The organism is Novosphingobium meiothermophilum, from assembly GCF_003171715.1.
In the GTDB taxonomy this organism is placed as follows: domain Bacteria; phylum Pseudomonadota; class Alphaproteobacteria; order Sphingomonadales; family Sphingomonadaceae; genus Novosphingobium; species Novosphingobium meiothermophilum.
In genome coordinates this window covers 74,498-92,397 of sequence record NZ_QGHL01000020.1, presented here as the reverse complement: position 1 = coordinate 92,397, position 17,900 = coordinate 74,498, and the positions used below count along the sequence as shown (strand labels likewise).

Annotated in this window: 19 protein-coding genes; 11 read left to right on the top strand and 8 right to left on the bottom strand. The window is 64.4% G+C overall.

Going from position 1 to position 17,900, the window contains the following annotated elements:
• The first annotated feature begins 35 nt into the window (after nucleotides 1-35).
• The gene (locus tag DKM43_RS15230; protein ID WP_109799360.1) at nucleotides 36-1,280 is read left to right on the top strand and encodes a glycosyltransferase; all 1,245 of its coding nucleotides are present in this window, start codon (nucleotides 36-38) and stop codon (nucleotides 1,278-1,280) included.
• A 33-nt stretch (nucleotides 1,281-1,313) separates the two neighbouring features.
• On the opposite strand, the gene DKM43_RS15225 is transcribed toward DKM43_RS15230, so the two are convergent.
• Nucleotides 1,314-2,738: an aldehyde dehydrogenase family protein gene (locus DKM43_RS15225; RefSeq protein ID WP_109799359.1), complete on the bottom strand. Its 1,425-nt coding sequence runs from the start codon at nucleotides 2,736-2,738 to the stop codon at nucleotides 1,314-1,316.
• Between the two features lie 251 nt (nucleotides 2,739-2,989).
• Between DKM43_RS15225 and DKM43_RS15220 the strand changes: the two genes are divergently transcribed.
• The gene (locus DKM43_RS15220; protein ID WP_109799358.1) at nucleotides 2,990-5,296 is read left to right on the top strand and encodes a putative bifunctional diguanylate cyclase/phosphodiesterase; all 2,307 of its coding nucleotides are present in this window, start codon (nucleotides 2,990-2,992) and stop codon (nucleotides 5,294-5,296) included.
• Here the strand turns inward: DKM43_RS15220 and DKM43_RS15215 are convergent, their stop codons facing one another.
• The 5 genes from DKM43_RS15215 to DKM43_RS15195 form a co-directional block, all read right to left on the bottom strand.
• Nucleotides 5,297-5,782 (bottom strand): CHAP domain-containing protein, encoded by a 486-nt coding sequence (locus DKM43_RS15215; RefSeq protein WP_109799543.1) that lies wholly within the window; start codon nucleotides 5,780-5,782, stop codon nucleotides 5,297-5,299. It lies immediately after the preceding gene.
• A gap of 211 nt (nucleotides 5,783-5,993) precedes the next feature.
• Nucleotides 5,994-7,403, bottom strand: coding sequence for a type I glutamate--ammonia ligase (glnA, locus tag DKM43_RS15210; RefSeq protein ID WP_109799357.1), 1,410 nt, complete (start codon nucleotides 7,401-7,403; stop codon nucleotides 5,994-5,996).
• 147 nt (nucleotides 7,404-7,550) lie between these two features.
• On the bottom strand, nucleotides 7,551-7,889 hold the full coding sequence (locus DKM43_RS15205; protein ID WP_109799356.1) for a P-II family nitrogen regulator: 339 nt from the start codon (nucleotides 7,887-7,889) through the stop codon (nucleotides 7,551-7,553).
• Nucleotides 7,890-8,165: 276 nt separating this feature from the next.
• Nucleotides 8,166-8,993: a type I methionyl aminopeptidase gene (gene map / locus DKM43_RS15200; RefSeq protein WP_109799355.1), complete on the bottom strand. Its 828-nt coding sequence runs from the start codon at nucleotides 8,991-8,993 to the stop codon at nucleotides 8,166-8,168.
• 55 nt (nucleotides 8,994-9,048) lie between these two features.
• Nucleotides 9,049-9,885, bottom strand: coding sequence for a DUF4163 domain-containing protein (locus DKM43_RS15195; RefSeq protein ID WP_109799354.1), 837 nt, complete (start codon nucleotides 9,883-9,885; stop codon nucleotides 9,049-9,051).
• Between the two features lie 53 nt (nucleotides 9,886-9,938).
• Here DKM43_RS15195 and DKM43_RS15190 point away from each other — a divergent pair, with 53 nt between their 5' ends.
• The 3 genes from DKM43_RS15190 to argC all read left to right on the top strand — a co-directional run bounded on the left by DKM43_RS15190 (nucleotide 9,939) and on the right by argC (nucleotide 12,689).
• Entirely contained in the window at nucleotides 9,939-11,321 is a 1,383-nt protein-coding gene (locus tag DKM43_RS15190) for a leucyl aminopeptidase family protein (protein WP_109799542.1), read from the top strand.
• Nucleotides 11,322-11,409: 88 nt separating this feature from the next.
• Complete coding sequence (locus tag DKM43_RS15185; protein WP_161554106.1) at nucleotides 11,410-11,763, top strand: SH3 domain-containing protein; 354 nt, start codon at nucleotides 11,410-11,412, stop codon at nucleotides 11,761-11,763.
• Nucleotides 11,760-12,689 carry an N-acetyl-gamma-glutamyl-phosphate reductase gene (gene argC / locus DKM43_RS15180; RefSeq protein WP_109799352.1) on the top strand — a complete coding sequence of 310 codons (930 nt, stop codon included), beginning with the start codon at nucleotides 11,760-11,762 and terminating at the stop codon, nucleotides 12,687-12,689. The genes DKM43_RS15185 and argC overlap by 4 nt, the downstream gene beginning before the upstream one ends.
• Nucleotides 12,690-12,778: 89 nt before the next feature.
• Here the strand turns inward: argC and DKM43_RS15175 are convergent, their stop codons facing one another.
• Complete coding sequence (locus tag DKM43_RS15175) at nucleotides 12,779-13,096, bottom strand: 2Fe-2S iron-sulfur cluster-binding protein (RefSeq protein ID WP_109799351.1); 318 nt, start codon at nucleotides 13,094-13,096, stop codon at nucleotides 12,779-12,781.
• 137 nt (nucleotides 13,097-13,233) lie between these two features.
• Between DKM43_RS15175 and DKM43_RS15170 the strand changes: the two genes are divergently transcribed.
• On the top strand, nucleotides 13,234-13,851 hold the full coding sequence (locus tag DKM43_RS15170; protein ID WP_109799350.1) for a DNA-3-methyladenine glycosylase family protein: 618 nt from the start codon (nucleotides 13,234-13,236) through the stop codon (nucleotides 13,849-13,851).
• Between the two features lie 36 nt (nucleotides 13,852-13,887).
• Nucleotides 13,888-14,691 carry an SDR family oxidoreductase gene (locus tag DKM43_RS15165; RefSeq protein WP_109799349.1) on the top strand — a complete coding sequence of 268 codons (804 nt, stop codon included), beginning with the start codon at nucleotides 13,888-13,890 and terminating at the stop codon, nucleotides 14,689-14,691.
• Nucleotides 14,692-14,694: 3 nt separating this feature from the next.
• On the opposite strand, the gene DKM43_RS15160 is transcribed toward DKM43_RS15165, so the two are convergent.
• Nucleotides 14,695-14,985, bottom strand: coding sequence for a 4a-hydroxytetrahydrobiopterin dehydratase (locus DKM43_RS15160; protein ID WP_109799348.1), 291 nt, complete (start codon nucleotides 14,983-14,985; stop codon nucleotides 14,695-14,697).
• Between the two features lie 56 nt (nucleotides 14,986-15,041).
• On the opposite strand from DKM43_RS15160, the gene ccmA reads away from it, so the two are divergent.
• The 4 genes from ccmA (at nucleotide 15,042) to DKM43_RS15140 (ending at nucleotide 17,895) form a co-directional block, all read left to right on the top strand.
• Nucleotides 15,042-15,632, top strand: a complete 591-nt coding sequence (gene ccmA, locus DKM43_RS15155; protein ID WP_109799347.1) for a heme ABC exporter ATP-binding protein CcmA — start codon at nucleotides 15,042-15,044, stop codon at nucleotides 15,630-15,632.
• 13 nt (nucleotides 15,633-15,645) lie between these two features.
• Nucleotides 15,646-16,308: a heme exporter protein CcmB gene (gene ccmB, locus DKM43_RS15150; RefSeq protein WP_109799346.1), complete on the top strand. Its 663-nt coding sequence runs from the start codon at nucleotides 15,646-15,648 to the stop codon at nucleotides 16,306-16,308.
• A 117-nt stretch (nucleotides 16,309-16,425) separates the two neighbouring features.
• Nucleotides 16,426-17,448, top strand: coding sequence for a cysteine synthase A (locus tag DKM43_RS15145; protein ID WP_109799345.1), 1,023 nt, complete (start codon nucleotides 16,426-16,428; stop codon nucleotides 17,446-17,448).
• Between the two features lie 159 nt (nucleotides 17,449-17,607).
• A complete protein-coding gene (locus tag DKM43_RS15140) occupies nucleotides 17,608-17,895 on the top strand; it encodes a hypothetical protein (RefSeq protein ID WP_201739902.1) in 288 nt (95 codons plus the stop codon).
• Nucleotides 17,896-17,900: the final 5 nt, after the last annotated feature.

The window sequence follows — 17,900 nt, the reverse complement described above, 5'->3', positions numbered from 1 at the left end:
TCAAACTGACATGCTGCGATGGCCAAAGCGCAGGAATGACAATCCTGCGCGAACCGTTGCTGCTGTGCGACCTTACCCAGAGCTATGCTCCGAGCGGAGGCGGAGGAATCAGCACCTACCTGCGCGAAAAGCGCCGCCATATCCTTGAGCAGACTCCGCACCGGCTGCTGCAGATCGTGCCGGGACCGGAGGATCGCATTGTCGAGCGCGGGCGCCATGTCTGGGTTGAAGTCGGCGCAGGGCAGGTGCGGGGCAGTCCCAATTACCGTTTCATCCTGCGCACCGGAATCGTGCGGCGGGTTCTTGAGCGCTACCAGCCCGATCTGATTGAATCGCAGTGTCCCTGGGTCTTGCCCTGGACAGCGATCCATTACCGGCGAGCCTTCCCGCATACTGCGCTGGTGGCGGGATATCATACCGATTTTCCCAATGCGCATGTGCACCGGGTGGGCAATGACCTTTTCGGCCCGGTGCTGGCGAGTGGCCTGCGGACGCTTGCGCAAGGCTATGCAAGGCTGACGTATGGCGCCTTCGACCGGGTCTATGCGCTCAGCCATGCCATGGCCTCGACCCTGAAGGGCATCCAGATCGATCACGTCGATGTGATCTCGCTTGGCGTCGATACCGAACTGTTCGGTCCGCATCGCCGCGATCCGGCCTTCAGGCAGGAGATCGGCCTGTCCGCACGCGGACCCCTGCTGGTCTATGCCGGACGGATTGACAACGAGAAGCGGGCCGACCGGCTGCTCGCGATGCTTCGCGCATTGCCGCCCGCGCTTGACGCCGGTCTGGTGATGATTGGCGATGGCAAGCTGCGCGATGCGCTGAGCACGCAGGCGCGCGGGCTGCAAGTGGCATTCCCCGGCTTCATTGCCGAGCGGACTGAGCTGGCGCGGGCGCTGGCATCGTCGGACATCTATGTTTCCGCCATGGCCGACGAGACTTTCGGCATCTCGATCGTGGAGGCACAGGCCAGCGGGCTGCCCGTGGTCGGGGTGGCATCGGGTGCCATGCTCGAACGGGTCGTGCCCGGCACCGGCCTTCTGGTTCCGGTCGACGATGTGGCGGCTATGGCGCGGGCTGTCGCATCCGTCTGGCAGGGGCGCCATGCGGCAATGAGCGCAGCCGCGCGGGCGCATGTGACGGGGTGCTTCGAATGGACGCAGACCTTCGAGACATTGCTGGGCCAAGTCTATCCTCTGGCGTTCGCCGCAGCGGACGCGCGCATGAAGAAAAGCCGCCCTGCACGCAGGACGGCCTTTCCGCTGGGTCTTGACTGAGGGGCCGCGGTTGAACGGCCCTGATAGCAGGTATCAGGCGGGCAGGCCGCTGATCGCCTTCATTTCCATGAAGTCCTTCAGGCCATAAAGACCCCCTTCACGGCCGTTGCCAGACTGCTTGTAGCCGCCGAAGGGCGCGCCGGGCGTCGGTCCCCAGTTGTTGATGGCCACCATCCCGGCGCGCAGGGCAGGGGCGATTTCGGCCGCCTTTGCCGGATCGCCGGTGATGCAGGCGGACAGGCCATAAGCGGTATCGTTGGCAATCTCGATGGCCTGATCGAGGCTGTCGTAGGCCATGATCGTGGCCACGGGGCCGAAGATTTCCTCCTGCGCGATGCGCATTTCCGGTGTGACGCCCGAAAATACCGTGGGCTTGATATAATAGCCGCGGTTGACGTTTGCCGGAAGGTCGGGGCCGCCGGTTTCCAGCTTCGCGCCATCGTCGATCGCCGACTGGATCAGGCCGCGGATCTTCTCGAACTGGGCCTTGTTGACCACCGGGCCAAGGTGGTTGCCTTCCTGCATCGGATCGCCAACGGGCGTTGCCGCATACATCGCCGAAACGAAAGCGGCGGCTTCGGCCTCGCGTTCGCGCGGGACGAGGATGCGGGTGGGCGAAATGCACGATTGCCCGCTGTTGACCAGCGGCCCCGAAGCGGTGGCAGGAAGATACTTGGCAAAATCGGCATCAGGCAGAACCACGTTGGGCGACTTGCCCCCCAGTTCCTGATGCACACGCTTGACGGTTTCGGCTGCGGCCTTGGCCACGAGGATGCCCGCACGGGTCGAGCCGGTGAAGCTCACCATATCAATGCCGGGGTGCGAACTGATCGCCGTGCCGACACCGGGGCCATCGCCCTGCACAAGGTTGAAGACGCCCGGCGGCACACCAGCGGCATCGAGGATCTCCGCAAAGATTGCCGCGTTCGTCGGGCACTCTTCCGAGGGCTTGAGGATCATGGTGTTGCCCGCCGCGATGGCCGGGGCCACCTTCAGCGCAATCTGGTTGAGCGGCCAGTTCCAAGGGGTAATCATGCCGACCACGCCGATGGGTTCCCACGCCACCTTGTAGGCACCATTGTCTTCAAGGAAGTTGAAGTCCTTCAGCGCGGCCATCGTGCCGAGAAAGCCGCCGATACCGGCACCGACCTGTGCGGTTCCGGCAAAGCTGACCGGAGCGCCCATTTCCTCGGCCATGGCCACGGCCAGATCACCGGCGCGCTTCTTGTATTCGGCAACGATCCGATCCATCAGCGCAAGGCGTTCCTCGCGGGTGGTCTTGCTGAAGGTCTTGAAGGCGCGCTGTGCGGCAGCCACGGCCTTGTCGACATCGGCCTGCGTGCCAAGCGTGATCACGCAGCATGGTTCTTCAGTGGCGGGATTGATGACCTCGTGGCGCTTGCCGCCTTCGCTGTCGACCCACTTGCCGTCAATGTAGTGCTGAAGCCTTTCGCGCATCGTCTTTTCTCCCGGAAACCGTGTGAACGAGCGGGCCGGATGATCCTGTCCCCCGAACCTCGCAACGTCTCGAAGCTAGGCAGCGATCGGGCGCTGCGCAAGCTGCCAGCCATGTCGGATTCCATCACCCGGCTGCATGACGGGGCCGGTCGCAAGCCACAGAGTCTTAAGCAATCCTTTTGCGGGCACACTCGGCGGCGCGTACCATTTGATAACCATTTCTTTGTATCCGCCCGATAACCCTGCATGGCATGGGCAATCCCCCCTCACAGACGCACGCAAGGCTGCGGCACGAAACCGGTGCGATCGGCGCCGGGTGGGTGGTTGCGGCCACGCTGCTTGCCCTGTTGGCTCTGACCGTGGCGCTGGTGGTGGCCTTCCGGAACTCGACCGGAATCGCCGATGCCTATGCCCGCGAGGAAGAGCAGCGCCTCGTGGCCCGTTACCTTGAACGCAGCCAGAAGCAGCTGCTGGAAACCGGCCGCTTGCAGGTTGTCTGGGATGATGCGGTCGTCAGGCTGAACAGCGCCGATGCCGATGAATGGTCGCGCAATTTCATCGTCGGCTATTTCTGGGGCACCCACAATGTGGACCGGATCTACCATGTGCGCTTCGATGGAGCGGTGGTGCGGTGCTGGCGCGGCACGAAGGCCGCGCGCGACTGTAGTCTGGATCAGCTTGGCGGGATGGTGCGCAATCTTGTGGGCAGGTCCGTGCGCGAGGATCGCTCCGGAAGCCCGGTTGCCGAATGGCGCTCTCATGGCGGGGTGCGTTGGCCATACGATGCCAAGGGGCTGCCCATTTCGCGCGGCAGCGCCGCGATTGTCCGGTTCGACGGCCGTCCGGCCTTCATTGCCGTAGCATCGGTCATCCCCGACGTGACCCCGTCACTTCTGCGCGGTGCACCCGATTACATCGTGCTGGTGCGGCAAATCGACGGGCGCGTTATCGGGGATCTGGCCGGTTCCCTTTTGCTTGAAGATGTGAGGTTCAGTGCCGAGCCTTCCCGCGATGCCTTGAGCAACGCGCTGGCCATCCGCGATTTGAACGGTGCTGGCATCGGCTGGATATCGTGGGCATCCAAGCCGCCAGGACCGGCAATCCTGCGCCAGACGGCGCCGCTTCTGGCCATCTACATCCTCTTCTTTGTCGGTGTGGTGGCAGGGGGCGCCATGCTGGTGCGCCGGATGCGGCGAACGACCAGCGAGTTGATCGCCAGCGAAGCGCAGGCGCAGCACAACGCCCTGCACGATGCCATGTCGGGGCTGCCCAACCGCGCCCATTTCATGCAACGGCTGCGGCAGGAGCTGGCGGCCTGTGTCGCGCGGCGCGAACTGGGCGATGTCTTTGTGGCCTATGTCGATATCGACCGCTTCAAGGTGGTGAACGATACGCTGGGTCATCATGTCGGGGATGAACTTGTGCGGCAGGTGGCTTTGCGGCTGCGCCGTTCGCTTCCACCCGGAGACTTCCTGTCGCGCTTCGGCGGCGACGAGTTCGTGATCTTGCGCCGCGCCACCGGCGGGCGCACAGCAGCCGACATGCTTGGGCGGCAGATAATGGCGCTGGCGCGCGAGCCCTTCGTGATATCCGGCCACAATCTGGACATAAGCTTTTCCTGCGGGATCAGTTGGGGACCGGAACAGAGCGAGGACCCTGGCGAACTTCTGCGCCGGGCCGATATCGCGCTCTACCGGGCCAAGCAGCGAGGGCGGGCGCGATACCGGCGGTTCACGCGCGACATGGACGCATCGGTCAAGCTGCGGCGCGAAATGGAAATGGAACTGCGCCGCGCCATTGCCCGTGACGAGCTGACTCTTGCCTATCAGCCGATCGTGAATGCCGCTGACGCGGCGATCGAGGGTTTCGAGGCCCTGCTGCGCTGGCCGCATCCCGAACGCGGGCCGATCCGTCCGGGACTGTTCGTGCCGGTGGCGGAACAGGCCGGGCTGATGGGGCCGTTGGGATCGTGGGTGCTGCGCCGCGTGTTCAGCGAATGCCGAGACTGGCCCGCTTGCGACATCTCGGTCAACCTTTCGCCGCTCCAGATCATGGCCGCGGATTTCCTGCACAGCATGGACGATCTGATCCGCGAGACCGGCGCCGATCCGCGACGCTTCGTGCTGGAAGTGACCGAGGGTGTCATGCTCGACCGCAGCGAGCATGTGGTCGAAGTGCTCAAGGGGCTGAAATACCGGGGCTTCCGCATCGCGCTCGACGATTTCGGAATCGGCTATTCCTCGCTCAGCTACCTGCGCTCGTTCCAGTTCGACCGGATCAAGATCGACCGTTCATTCGTCCAGAACATCGAGGCCGATCTCGATGCCCATTCCATCCTGCGCGCCATCGTCTCGCTGGGGCACACGCTGCGCATGAAGGTGGTTGCCGAAGGGGTGGAAACGCCGATGCAACGGGCGCTGGTGCAGGCGGCCGGATGTCAGATGATCCAGGGGCACCTGTTCTGGCAGGCCATGCCCGCGCAGGAAGCGCAGCGTCTGCTTGAGGGCGAAAGCCCGACTGCGGACGAGATTGTCGAGGCGCGAGTGGCGTTTGGCTGATCAGCCGTTGGCGGGTGTCGCCGTCTCGGCCCTGGCACTGCGCGTGGTGGGATAGATGAAACCCTTGGCGGGGCTGGCGCGCAGACCGACCGACTTCGTCGGCGCATACCATACGCGCACTTCGCTCCAGTCGCCCGCCGACGAGACATCGACGGCCATCACGCCCTTTTCCACCATGCCGGGGCCAGACCAGTTGGCATGGTCGATAAGGATATGGCGATCGTCAACCACCTTGCGGACCACGGCGACGTGACCATAGGGCATGGCGCGGGTGCCGCTGAAAGCAAGAACGGCACCGGGCACGGGCTGCTGGCCGCGCTCATATCGTCCTTCGGCATTGTTCCACCAGTCACGCGCGTTGCCGCTGATCTGCACGTCGGAAATCTGGCGCGCATAAGTGACGCACTGCAGGCGGGCATGTGCGGCGCCGGGCAGGGCGGTGATGGAAGCGAAGGCGAGAAGAGTGGCGACCACGGTTCTTAGCATGTGCAGCATGACTAAGGATTTGCGCGGATTCGGCGAGTCCCCCAGCGCTCCGTTCATCCTGCGGCAATAACAGTTCGTCCCGCCTTGTCGCCGCCTGTGGATAAAGTCACAATTTGCCTGTCGACAGCCGGATGGCCGCAAAGAAGAAGGGCGCCCGGTTTCCCGGACGCCCTCTTTTCTTTCGGTGTTCCGATCGTGCGGTGCGCCGCGATCAGAGCGAGTAGTACATGTCGAATTCGACAGCCGAAGGCGTGGTTTCCCAGCGCATCACTTCCGGCCACTTGAGTTCGATGTAGGCTTCGATCTGGTCCTTGGTGAAGACGCCGCCCTGAAGCAGGAACTCGTGGTCGGCTTCGAGGCTTTCCAGAGCTTCGCGCAAGCTGCCGCAGACCGTCGGAACCTGCGCCAGTTCGGCCGGCGGCAGATCGTAGAGGTTCTTGTCCATGGCTTCGCCCGGATGGATCTTGTTCTTGATCCCGTCGAGACCGGCCATGAGCAGTGCTGCGTAGCACAGATAGGGGTTGGCCATCGCATCGGGGAAACGGAACTCGACGCGCTTCGCCTTGGCACCTGCGCCATAGGGAATGCGGCACGAGGCCGAGCGGTTGCGGGCCGAGTAAGCCAGCAGCACCGGCGCTTCATAGCCCGGCACGAGACGCTTGTAGCTGTTGGTGGTCGGGTTGGTGAAGGCATTCAGCGCCTTGGCATGCTTGATCACGCCGCCGATGAAGTAGAGGCACATATCCGAAAGACCGGCATAGCCATTGCCCGCGAAGAGCGGCTTGCCGCCATCCCAGATCGACATGTGAGTGTGCATGCCCGATCCGTTGTCCTTCATGATCGGCTTGGGCATGAACGTGGCGGTCTTGCCATACGCATGAGCGACCTGCTGCACGACATACTTGTAAACCTGCATGCGGTCGGCGGTCTGCACCAGCGTGCCGAAGGTCAGGCCCAGTTCGTGCTGTGCCGAAGCCACTTCGTGGTGGTGCTTGTCGCAGGGCAGGCCCATTTCGATCATGGTGCGGACCATTTCGCCGCGGATATCGACGCAGCTGTCAACCGGCGCAACCGGGAAGTAGCCGCCCTTGGCGCGCGGACGGTGGGCAAGGTTGCCGCCTTCGTAGTCCTTGTTCGAGTTGGTCGGCAGTTCGACGTCGTCGATCTTGAAGCCGTTGCCATCGTAGCCGTCATAGAACTTGACGTCGTCGAACAGGAAGAACTCGGCTTCCGGGCCGACATATACGGTGTCGCCGAAACCACCAGCCTTCACGAAGGCTTCAGCGCGCTTGGCGGTCGAGCGCGGGTCGCGGGCATAGAGTTCGCCGGTCGAAGGCTCGACGATGTCGCAGCAGATGATCATCATCGGCGATGCCGAGAACGGATCAATGTAAACCGCGTTCAGGTCGGGCTTGAGGATCATGTCGGACTCGTTGATGGCCTTCCAGCCCTCGATCGAGGAGCCGTCGAACATCAGGCCGTCTTCGAGTTCGTCCTCGCCGAGCACGCTTGCGACCATGGTCAGGTGCTGCCACTTGCCCTTGGGATCGGTAAAGCGCAGATCGACCCATTCGATTTCCTCATCCTTGATGCGGGCGAGGATTTCCTTTGCAGTTGCCATCGCTGGTCCTTCTTAATGCCCCGGTGGAGAGTGCCGGGGGTATCTGGGGTGGTGTTTGCGGAGGCTGCCCGTCCACAGGCCCACCCCCGTTATGCCGCTGGCGGAGGATGATGTCCGCGCCAGCTTCAATCACGATGCGTCGTGCGATCAGATTGCGTCGTCGTCACGCTCGCCGGTGCGGATGCGCAGTGCGCTTTCGATGGGTATGACGAAGATCTTGCCGTCGCCGATGCGGCCGGTCTGCGCCGCCGAGGCGATGGCTTCAACCACGCGGTCAACCAGCGCGTCGGACACCACGACTTCAAGCTTCACCTTGGGCAGAAAATCGACGACGTATTCAGCGCCGCGGTAAAGTTCGGTGTGGCCCTTCTGGCGTCCGAAGCCCTTGGCTTCGGTCACGGTGATTCCGGAAACGCCGATTTCGTGGAGCGCTTCCTTTACTTCATCGAGCTTGAAGGGCTTGATGATCGCTTCGACTTTTTTCACGCCGTTCGGACCCCTGCGTCACATGCCGCGCCGCGCCAAACCGCGACCGACATTCTTTTCCTGAGTGTGACAAAACACTGAACCGGCTGTTTCAAGAATCGTGCCACACGCTCTGCCCTGTCAGTAGGCCATCGCACGTAAACGGGAAAGCCGAAAAAATCGGCCTTTTGGCAAGATGTGAAGCCGAAACGGGGGATAAGCATACGCAAGATTGCGCGCACTTGTTCGAAAAGTGCCCAATTTTTGCGCAGGCTTGCCTGTTTTTTAAGCAGCGGCTCAGGCGTAGGGAGGCTTGTCCAGTCCCTTGGGGCTGGTCGTGAAGATCTCGCAGCCATCCTCGGTAATGCCGATGGAATGCTCGAACTGCGCCGAGAGCGAACGGTCACGTGTCACGGCCGTCCAGCCATCGTCGAGAATCTTCACGCCCGGCTTGCCGAGGTTGATCATCGGCTCGATGGTGAAGAACATTCCGGGGCGCAGTTCGGGGCCAGTTCCTGCCCGCGCTGCGTGGATCACCTCAGGCGCATCGTGGAACAGGCGGCCAAGGCCATGGCCGCAGAACTCGCGCACCACGCCATAGCGCTGCTTTTCGGCATGGGCCTGAATGGCCGCGCCGATATCGCCCAGCCGCGCGCCGGGGCGCGCCTGCTCAATCCCGATCATCAGGCATTCATAGGTCACATCGACGAGGCGGCGCGCTTTCAGCGGAACATCGCCCACCAGATACATGCGGCTGCTGTCGCCGTGCCAGCCATCGAGCAGTGGCGTCACGTCGATGTTGACGATGTCTCCGTCCTTGAGCGTCTTTTCCGACGGGATGCCGTGGCACACGACGTGATTGACCGAGATGCAGCAGGAATGCGCATAGCCGCGATAGCCCAGCGTTGCCGGGATCGCCCCGGCATCAAGGGTCATCTGGCGGACGAAATCGTCAAGTGCATCCGTGCGCACGCCCGGAACGACCAGCGGAACAAGCGCATCGAGGATTTCGGCAGCCAGCCTTCCGGCCCTGCGCATGCCTTCGAAGGCGGCAGGGCCATGCAGCTTGATCGTGCCGTCGCGCAGCTGCACGTCGTTGTCGTCAACAGTGAGGTATTCGGTCATCAGTCTCATGTAGCGGGCCTGCCGTGAAATTGCGAGATGCGCTTGCCGGGCCGTTTCACCGGGGGGCCGTGACAAAGGCGGCGCGGTATTCCGGGCGGACGGCTTCAAGCACCTTTGCGGTAACGGGCAATGTCACCTCGTATTCGCCTTCGGCATAGGGGCCGGCGGCGTAGGGCGCAATCAGCACGCCGATGCGATCGAACGTGCGGCCATTGGACGAGCCAAGGATGACGGTCTGGGCAGCGGGATCGATGCAAGCGTCGAACTCGGAAATCCCGCTGGAGGCCTGATCGCCGCCGCGCTTCTTTGCCCGCTGGCGGTCCAGTTCGCGGCAGAAGGGCGCGCGTATGGCCGCAGAGAGCGCCGCCGCCGACGTGAACAGATCAACCGGTGCGCGGCGTTTGTCGGCTGCGCGGTCCCAAAGCAGGGTATCAAACACATAGTTGGGATGCGCGCCGCCGCTGTAGAAGCTGACCAGCGCGGAAAGGCTCAGCCAGCCCGGAAGGTCTGTCACGACCTGCCAGTTCACGCTGCGGCTGTAGGGATTGAAGGGAAAGCTGCTCTCGCGCGCGAGTGCTGCGCCTTCCTTGGCTTCGGTTGCAAGTTCGTCGCGGTTTCGGGCCAGATCGGCTTCAAGCATTGCCCGCAGGGACGCAATGGCCGCGGCTTGTGCCGGATAGGCATATTCGAACTGGTAAAGCTCGTTCTCTTCCTTCACGTCACGCGCCGTTGCCGGGGCCGGAGGCGTTTCCGGCCCGGCCGTGCCACCGACGGCTGCGCTCGCGCTGGCGCTGGTCGAAGATGCCACGACCGGTTGCCCCTTGTCCGAGCACGCCCCCAGCGCCAGCAGCGCCAGAAACAGCGTGGACCCAAGGGGCGGTTTGCTGGGCATCGGGCAATTTCCTCTCGCAACCGGCCGCGCTCTGCGGCATGAACCTGAATGACATGACGGACAAGAACGCGCTGATCCAGCCCGACCGAGGCCAGCAGGCCATTGCCCTGCACCTTGTCGACAAGACCACGCTGCCCGATTTTCTAAAGGGACTCAATGGCGGACAGCGCGCCGCGCTTGCCGCCCAGAAGTTCGAGGGCGGTGCGGGCGAACATGCCATCGTGCCGGATGGCGAAGGCTGGTTCGCCGTGGCGGGCGTTGCCGATGCCGCACAACTTTCCTCATGGTGCATGGCGCGTCTGGCCGAGGTCCTGCCGGGCGGCACCTATCGCCGGGTCGAGGGCGAACCCGGCCGGGCGATGCATGGCTGGGTGACGGGGCAATACCGGTTCGACCGCTATCGCAAGGACGCGAAGGAGACCGAACCGCGCGTGCTGCTGACACGCGATGTGGCCCGGATCGAACCTGCACTGGCCGAAGCAGCGGCCGTTCTGATGGTGCGCGATCTCGTCAATACCCCGGCCGAGGACATGGGGCCATTGCAGCTTGAAGCCGAAGCGCGGGCGCTGGCAAAGCGCCACGGCGCCGAACTGCACGTGGTTTCGGGCGATGCGCTGGAGCGGGATTACCCCATGGTCCATGCCGTGGGCAGGGCGGCCGCGCGCAGCCATGCGCCCCGCCTGATCGAACTGGAATGGGGCGATCCGGCCCATCCGCGCGTGGCCATCGTGGGCAAGGGGGTCTGCTTTGATTCGGGCGGACTGGACATCAAGCCCTCGTCGGCCATGGCGCTGATGAAGAAGGACATGGGCGGGGCCGCACATGCGCTGGCGCTGGCCGGGCTGGTCATGGCGATGGGGCTGAAGGTGCGGTTGCATCTTCTGGTGCCCGCGGTGGAGAATGCCATTTCGGGCAATGCCTTCCGCCCCGGCGACATTCTGCGCGCGCGCAGCGGCCTTTCGGTCGAGATCACCAATACCGATGCGGAAGGGCGGCTGGTGCTGGGCGACGCGCTGACACGGGCCAGCGAGGCAAAGCCTGATCTTGTGCTTGATTTTGCCACGCTGACGGGCGCGGCACGGGTTGCGCTGGGGCCTGATCTGCCCGCAATGTTCGCCCGCACCGAGGCTACGGCGGCCGAGCTGCTGCAAGCCGGCCTTGACCGGGACGACCCCTGCTGGCGCCTGCCGCTGTTCGAAGGCTACCGCGAATACCTGAAATCGGACGTTGCCGATCTCCAGAACGCGCCCGCAAACGGTTTCGCCGGAGCAAGTGTTGCGGCGCTGTTCCTTGACCGCTTCGTGGCCGAAGGGCTTGACTGGGCGCACTTCGATACCTTTGCGTGGCGGCCCGTGGCCAAGCCGGGGCGGCCCAAGGGCGGCGATGCGCTTGGCCTGCGTGCGGCTTGGGGCCTTCTAAGGGCGCGCTACGGCTGATCCGGGTCTGACCTCTGTGCAGCATCGCTTGCCTGAACGCGCCGACGCCGCTAATCGCCCGGCTTTCCTGCTGCGGGGACAACCGGAATTGACTGCTGAAGCCACGCCTCTTCCCGTTAACGTGCCGACCGGCCAGCTTGCGCTCGTGCGTCCGGCTGATCGTTCCGACAAGCCGCACCTGCCGGTGCGCGGCGATCTGGCGCATATCGGCCTCGCCGGACGGTATTTCGTTCCGCACTATGCCGTGCCCATGCCGCATGTGGTGCGCGAGGAGGCGATGCTGCGCGGTGCCGGAAAGGCGGAGGCGGAACCGCTGCGCACACTGGCTGCAGGCGAAGTCTTCGATGTGCTCGACATTGCCGGTGGCTGGGCCTGGGGGCAGGCACAGGCCGACCTTCTGGTCGGCTACGTGGCGTGCTCGCATCTGGAGCCCGTCGCATGACCACGAGCGTCTTCATCGACGGTGCGGCAGGCACAACCGGCCTTGAGATTGCCGAACGGCTTGCCGGCCGCAGCGAGTTCAGCCTGATCGCGCTCGATGATGCGCGGCGCAAGGACAATGCCGCCCGCGCCGAGGCGATCAACGATGCCGACGTGGTGATCCTGTGCCTGCCTGATGATGCCGCGCGCGAATCCGTGGCCATGATCCGCAATGATCGGACCTGCGTGATCGACGCCTCGACCGCGCACCGCGTGGCCGACGGCTGGACTTACGGGTTCCCGGAACTCGTCGGGCGTGAAGCTGTCGCGGGCTCCAAGCGCGTATCCAATCCCGGCTGCTATCCCACCGGCTTCCTCGCGCTGCTGGCGCCGCTGGTGCACAACGGGCTGCTGCCGGCCGCATGGCCTTATGCCTGCACCGGCGTTTCGGGCTATTCGGGCGGGGGCAAGGCGCTGATCGCGCGTTTCGAGCATGACCGCGACATTGCCTGGCGCGGCTACGGCCTGTCCTTCGGGCACAAGCACGTGCCGGAAATGCAGCGCTATGCCGGTCTGGCGATTGCGCCGCTCTTCAGCCCGGCGGTGGTCCCGGCCCATCGCGGCATGGTGGTGGAAGTGATGCTGCCGCTGGGCGTAATGCCGGGCAACGTGCCTGCCGAATTGTTGCGCGCAGCGCTCACGCAGTTCTATGGCGAATCGCGGATCGTCACCGTGGCGCAGGAAGCTCCAGCCGAAGGCGAACTGCTGCTGCGCGGTTCGATGGAGCCGTGGGATGGCCTGAAGCTGCACGTCATTGGCAGCGCCGACAGCGAACAGGCGCGGCTGGTGGCCGTGCTCGACAATCTCGGCAAGGGCGCCAGCGGGGCTGCCGTGCAGACGCTGAATCTCATGGCCGGACTGGACGAGACCGCCGGGCTGCGCCTGTAACCGCGCTTCATCCAGTCATCGCCGCCATGAAAAAGGCCCGCGCTCCATAGGGAGGCGGGCCTTTTTCATCGCACCCCGGCGCGGGAAGATCAGTCTTCCGGGGCGATGGTCACGCGCAGGCCGTCAAGCGCTGCGGAAAGCTGCACCTGGCACGAAAGACGCGAGGTTTCATTGCGGTGGTCCGAGCTGTCGAGCAGGTCGTTCTCGTCTTCGCTCATCGGCGCAACCTTGTCAGCGAAGGCCGGATCGACATAGACATGGCACGTGGCGCACGAGCAGCAGCCGCCGCACAGTGCGAGAAGCTCATCAAAGCCGTTGTCGCGGATCGCTTCCATCAGCGAAAGGCCGGCATCGGCCTCGACCGTCTTTTCCTCACCTGCACGATTGACAACCACGATCTTCGGCATCGTCTGTTCTCCAATTGCGGCGCCGGGCTTTAACGCAGCACCCGCGCCCCCTGTTCGCCTTTGGCACGGGCTGCTATCGCGCTGTTCGGCCTTTGGCAACTGCCGATCCGGCCGAAACTGGCGTTCGGAGATTTAAGGTGGGGCTTTCAGGCGAAGCGATCCGGCAGGGGCTTGACCATATCGCGGCCATTACCCCGGCCATGGGGGATGCGATCCGCCGCGTGGGCTATCCGGAGCCGCGCATCCGGCCCACCGGGTATCGCACCATGCTGCGCACGATCGTGGGCCAGCAGGTCAGCGTTTCGGCAGCCGCCTCGGTATGGGGCAGGCTTGAGGCGCTGCTGGGTGAAGACCTGCCGCCCCATGATCTGCTGGCAGCCGATTTCGATGCCCTGCGCGCCTGCGGGCTGTCGCGCCAGAAGCAAGGGTATGCGCGCTCCCTGTGCGAACTGGTCGTATCGGGCCAACTTGATCTGGATGCGCTGCCCGAAGACGACGAGGCCGCGATTGCCGAACTGGTGAAGATCAAGGGCATCGGGCGCTGGTCGGCCGAAATCTACCTGCTGTTTGCCGAAGGGCGGCCCGACATCTGGCCTGCGGGCGATCTGGCGGTGCAGGTGGGGCTGGGGCGTCTCCTTGGCCTGGCCAGTCGCCCCGACGAGAAGGAAACCCGCGCGCTTGCAGAGTGCTGGCGGCCGCATCGCGGCGCGGCGGCAATCTTCACCTGGCATTGCTATAACAATCCGGCGCTGTAATCTTCTGCTGACAATAGTGTGAGCAGAGGGGTTGCAGTGACAGGCAGGACAATTTTCATCACCGGGGGGGCATCGGGAATCGGGCGCGCGGTGGCGCAGCGCTTTGCGCAAGGCGGCTGGTTCGTGGGGCTGGCCGACGTCAACGAGGCAGGCATGGCCGAGACCGCCGCCCTCCTTCCGGCGGGGCAAAGCTCGTGTCACCGGCTTGATGTGCGGGACCGGGCCGCCTGGGATCAGGCGCTGGCCGATTGTGCCAGAGCTGCGGGCGGGCGGATCGATGTGGTGTTCAACAATGCGGGCGTGCCCATCGGCGGGGCGATTGTCGATCTGACGACCGAGGAGATCGAACGCACGCTCGATATCAACCTCAAGGGCGTGATCTTCGGTGCGCAGGCTGCCTATCCGTGGCTCAAGAAGAGCGCGCCGGGATCATGCCTGCTCAATACCGCCAGCGCAGCCGGCATTTACGGATCGCCCGGTGCTTCGGTCTATTCCGCCACCAAGTTCGGGGTGCGCGCCATTACCGAATCGCTTGATGGTGAATGGGCCGAGGATGGCATCGCGGTGCGTGATCTCATGCCCAGCTTCATTGAAACGCCGCTGCTCGATCACGCGCCCAACCGCGCCAGCAACGAGGACATCCGCACTCGTGTTCTGGGGGCGGGCCTTGAACTCACGCCGGTCAGCGAAGTGGCCGAAGCCGCATGGGCAGCCGTGCACGCAGACCGGTTGCACACGGTGGTGGGCAAGACTGCCCGCAGACTTGCCTTTGCATCGCGCTGGATGCCGGGGTCATTGCGCAAACAGATGCGATCATCGGCAAAACCGATGGGCAGGTAGGGTTCAGACAAAGCTCTCCATCGCCCGCGCCATGGCGGCATCCCGCAATGAAAGGCCATTGGCATCGTGCGTTGTCAGCGTCACTTCGACGCGGTTGTAAACGTTGAACCATTCGGGGTGGTGATCGGCCTTTTCGGCATAGAGGGCGACGCGGTTCATGAAAGCCCAGGCTTCGGAAAAGTCGGCAAAACGGAACGTGCGGACGATTGCCAGGCCATCTTCGCGCAAGTGCCATTCGGGCAGTTCGGCCAGCAGCGCATCGCGTTCGGCATCGGTCAGGCGGGCTATGGTCATACTCGTTCCTCTGGCATCCTTGGCAGGTGCGCCCGTTTCCCCTATCGCGTGGTCTTATGCAAGAATGCGGTCTTGTCGCCACGGATATTGCCTGCCGGCGCGGGGACCGGATTCTGTTCAGGGGTTTGTCGCTCACACTGGGGGCGGGCGAGGCGATCCATCTTGCCGGGCCGAACGGGATCGGCAAATCGAGCCTGATCCGCATCCTTGCCGGGCTGCTGCGGCCTTTTACCGGGCATGTCGAGCGGCGCGGCAGGCTTGCGCTCGCGGATGAGCGCCTTGCGCTTGACGGGCATCAGCCGCTGGAAAAGGCGCTGGCCTTCTGGGCGCGGGTTGACCGCGCTCAGGATGCACAAAGCGCTATCCCTGCGTTCGATTTCGGGCTGGCCGATCTGCTCGATGTGCCCGTGCGCTATCTTTCCACCGGACAGCGCAAGCGGGCGGCGCTGGCGCGGGTCGCGGCAAGCGATGCCCCGGTCTGGCTGCTGGACGAGCCGCTCAACGGGCTGGACACGCACTGGGCCGACCGGGTGCAGGCCGCCATTGCCGCCCACTGCACTGGCGGCGGCGCGGTCATCGTCGCCTCGCATCAGCCGCTTGCGCTTCCCGCGCTGAAGACCATCCGCCTGCTGGATTTTCAGGCATGACGGGGCTGAAGGCATGACGGGTAGGCTCTGGCCCATCTTTCTGCGCGATCTGGCCTTGTTGACGCGCGGCGCGCAGGGGCGCGGCGGGGCGGTGTTGCCGCTCCTGTTTTTTCTGGCGGTGGCAATGCTCTTTCCCTTCGCGGTGGGGCCGGACGCGCGGCTGCTGGCGCGCACCGGGGCGGGGGTCATCTGGGTGGCCGCGCTCCTGGCGGCGATCCTTCCACTCGACCGTCTGGTCGAACCGGATGTGGAGGCCGGCTTTTTTGACCAGTGGGCCTTGCGCGGCCTGTCGGAAGAAGTTCTGCTGATGGTGCGCATCCTGGCACACTGGATCAGCTTCGCAGTGCCCCTGATGCTGGCCGCGCCGCTTTCGGCCGGATTGCTCTCGCTTGATGGGCCGCAGTTGCTCACCGTGGAAATCGGCCTTCTGCTGGGGACACCGGGGCTGGCGGCAATCGGCGTGACGATTGCAGCGCTGACCGCCGGAATGCGCGCAGGTGCGGCACTGGGCGGCCTTCTGGCAATTCCGATGGCGGTGCCCCTTCTGATTTTCGGTGCAGGGTCATTGCAGCCGGGCGGCGAGGGCGGACTTGCGTTGCTGGCGGCATGCAGCCTTGTGGCTCTGGCGATTGCGCCCTTTGCCGGAGGTGCCGCAATCCGCGCGGGCCGTGAATGACACTGCGTGCGGGTGGCGCAAGACGAGGGCAAAGCGGAGGTGGGGTAAAGCGGGTCTGGCCAGCGCCCAAGCGCAATTTCGTTGGCAAGCGCGCAAAGTGCCCTTAACTCCGGCCACATGATGGCTCCAGCGATTACACCCGATACCATTTCCCTCATCGGCAACACGCCGCTCGTCAGGCTCAAAGGGCCGAGCGAGGCGGCGGGAGCCGAGATCTATGGCAAGTGCGAGTTCGCCAATCCCGGCGCTTCGGTGAAGGACCGGGCGGCGCTGTGGATCGTGCGCGATGCCGAGGAGCGCGGGCTGCTCCAGCCGGGCGGCACGATCGTCGAAGGCACGGCGGGCAATACCGGCATCGGCCTCGCGCTGGTGGCAAACGCGCGCGGTTACAAGACCGTGATTGTCATGCCCGAAACCCAGTCGCGCGAGAAGATGGACACCCTGCGCGCGCTTCGTGCCGAACTGGTGCTCGTGCCGGCAGCACCTTTTTCCAATCCGGGGCACTTCGTCCACACTTCGCGCCGCATTGCAGAGGAAACCGAAGGCGCGATCTGGGCCAACCAGTTCGACAACATCGCCAACCGCCGCGCCCATATTGAAAGCACCGCGCCCGAAATCTGGGAGCAGATGGAGCATCGCATCGACGGCTTCACCTGCGCGGCGGGCACGGGCGGCACCATCGCGGGCGTGGGCCTTGGCCTCAAGGCGTTCAACGAGACGATTACCATAGCGCTTACCGATCCCCATGGCGCGGCGCTCTACAACTACTATGCCAATGGCGAACTGAAAGCCGAAGGCTCGTCGGTTGCCGAAGGGATCGGGCAGGGACGCATCACCGCCAACCTCGATGGCGCCCCCATCGACACGCAGTTCCGCATTTCCGACGAGGAAGGGCTTTACTGGGTGGAGCGGCTGCTGGCCGAGGAAGGGCTTTGCCTTGGCCTTTCAAGCGGGATCAACGTCGCGGGTGCGGTGGCGCTGGCACGGCAGCTTGGGCCGGGCAGCCGCGTGGCCACGATCCTGTGTGACACGGGCTTTCGCTATCTCTCCTCGCTCTACAATCCCGAATGGCTGAAGGCCAAGGGATTGCCAGTCTTTCCGTGGCTGGAAAATGTTCCCCCGGCAGGCACGATGCGCTAAAGTTGAGCAATGGCAGTTTTCGGCAGATCCTGGTCCAGGCGCGTGTCCTCGTCCGCTGCGGGGCCGGTCGCGAGTGAACGGGCGTCTGCCGATCCGCGAGGGGTTGATTCTGCGGCAACCGGCAGCATTCTTGCCCATGTCCCGCCCACGACACGAGAGTTGCGCGCGCAGGCAGTGCACCGGTTGCAGGTCGGCCTGTTCGGACTGGCGGGAATGCTGCTGCTGGTCAGCCTTGCGAATGTCATCATGGACAGGGCCAAGTTTGTCGACGCGGCGGCGGTCAACACCGCAGTGCCGATAATCGAACCAAGCACCACCGCCGCCAAGGATCCGCTGGCGGATATGGGGGTGGCCCCGCAGCTTCCGGTCACGGCAAAGGACACTGCTCCGCCTCCGGGCGTGACTTCGCCCGCGCCTCCGGCCACGGCCGCTGCGGCTCAGCCCTGACAGGG

Bases quoted from the DNA above. Each gene is read 5' to 3' on its own strand.
- argC (WP_109799352.1), top strand. From the start codon at position 11,760: ATGACCACGAGCGTCTTCATCGACGGTGCGGCAGGCACAACCGGCCTT.
- ccmB (WP_109799346.1), top strand. From the start codon at position 15,646: ATGACGGGTAGGCTCTGGCCCATCTTTCTGCGCGATCTGGCCTTGTTG.
- DKM43_RS15225 (WP_109799359.1), bottom strand. From the start codon at position 2,738: ATGCGCGAAAGGCTTCAGCACTACATTGACGGCAAGTGGGTCGACAGC.
- DKM43_RS15190 (WP_109799542.1), top strand. From the start codon at position 9,939: ATGACGGACAAGAACGCGCTGATCCAGCCCGACCGAGGCCAGCAGGCC.
- DKM43_RS15215 (WP_109799543.1), bottom strand. From the start codon at position 5,782: ATGCTAAGAACCGTGGTCGCCACTCTTCTCGCCTTCGCTTCCATCACC.
- ccmA (WP_109799347.1), top strand. From the start codon at position 15,042: ATGCAAGAATGCGGTCTTGTCGCCACGGATATTGCCTGCCGGCGCGGG.
- glnA (WP_109799357.1), bottom strand. From the start codon at position 7,403: ATGGCAACTGCAAAGGAAATCCTCGCCCGCATCAAGGATGAGGAAATC.
- DKM43_RS15220 (WP_109799358.1), top strand. From the start codon at position 2,990: ATGGGCAATCCCCCCTCACAGACGCACGCAAGGCTGCGGCACGAAACC.
- DKM43_RS15230 (WP_109799360.1), top strand. From the start codon at position 36: ATGACAATCCTGCGCGAACCGTTGCTGCTGTGCGACCTTACCCAGAGC.
- DKM43_RS15145 (WP_109799345.1), top strand. From the start codon at position 16,426: ATGATGGCTCCAGCGATTACACCCGATACCATTTCCCTCATCGGCAAC.
- DKM43_RS15175 (WP_109799351.1), bottom strand. From the start codon at position 13,096: ATGCCGAAGATCGTGGTTGTCAATCGTGCAGGTGAGGAAAAGACGGTC.
- map (WP_109799355.1), bottom strand. From the start codon at position 8,993: ATGACCGAATACCTCACTGTTGACGACAACGACGTGCAGCTGCGCGAC.
- DKM43_RS15195 (WP_109799354.1), bottom strand. From the start codon at position 9,885: ATGCCCAGCAAACCGCCCCTTGGGTCCACGCTGTTTCTGGCGCTGCTG.
- DKM43_RS15160 (WP_109799348.1), bottom strand. From the start codon at position 14,985: ATGACCATAGCCCGCCTGACCGATGCCGAACGCGATGCGCTGCTGGCC.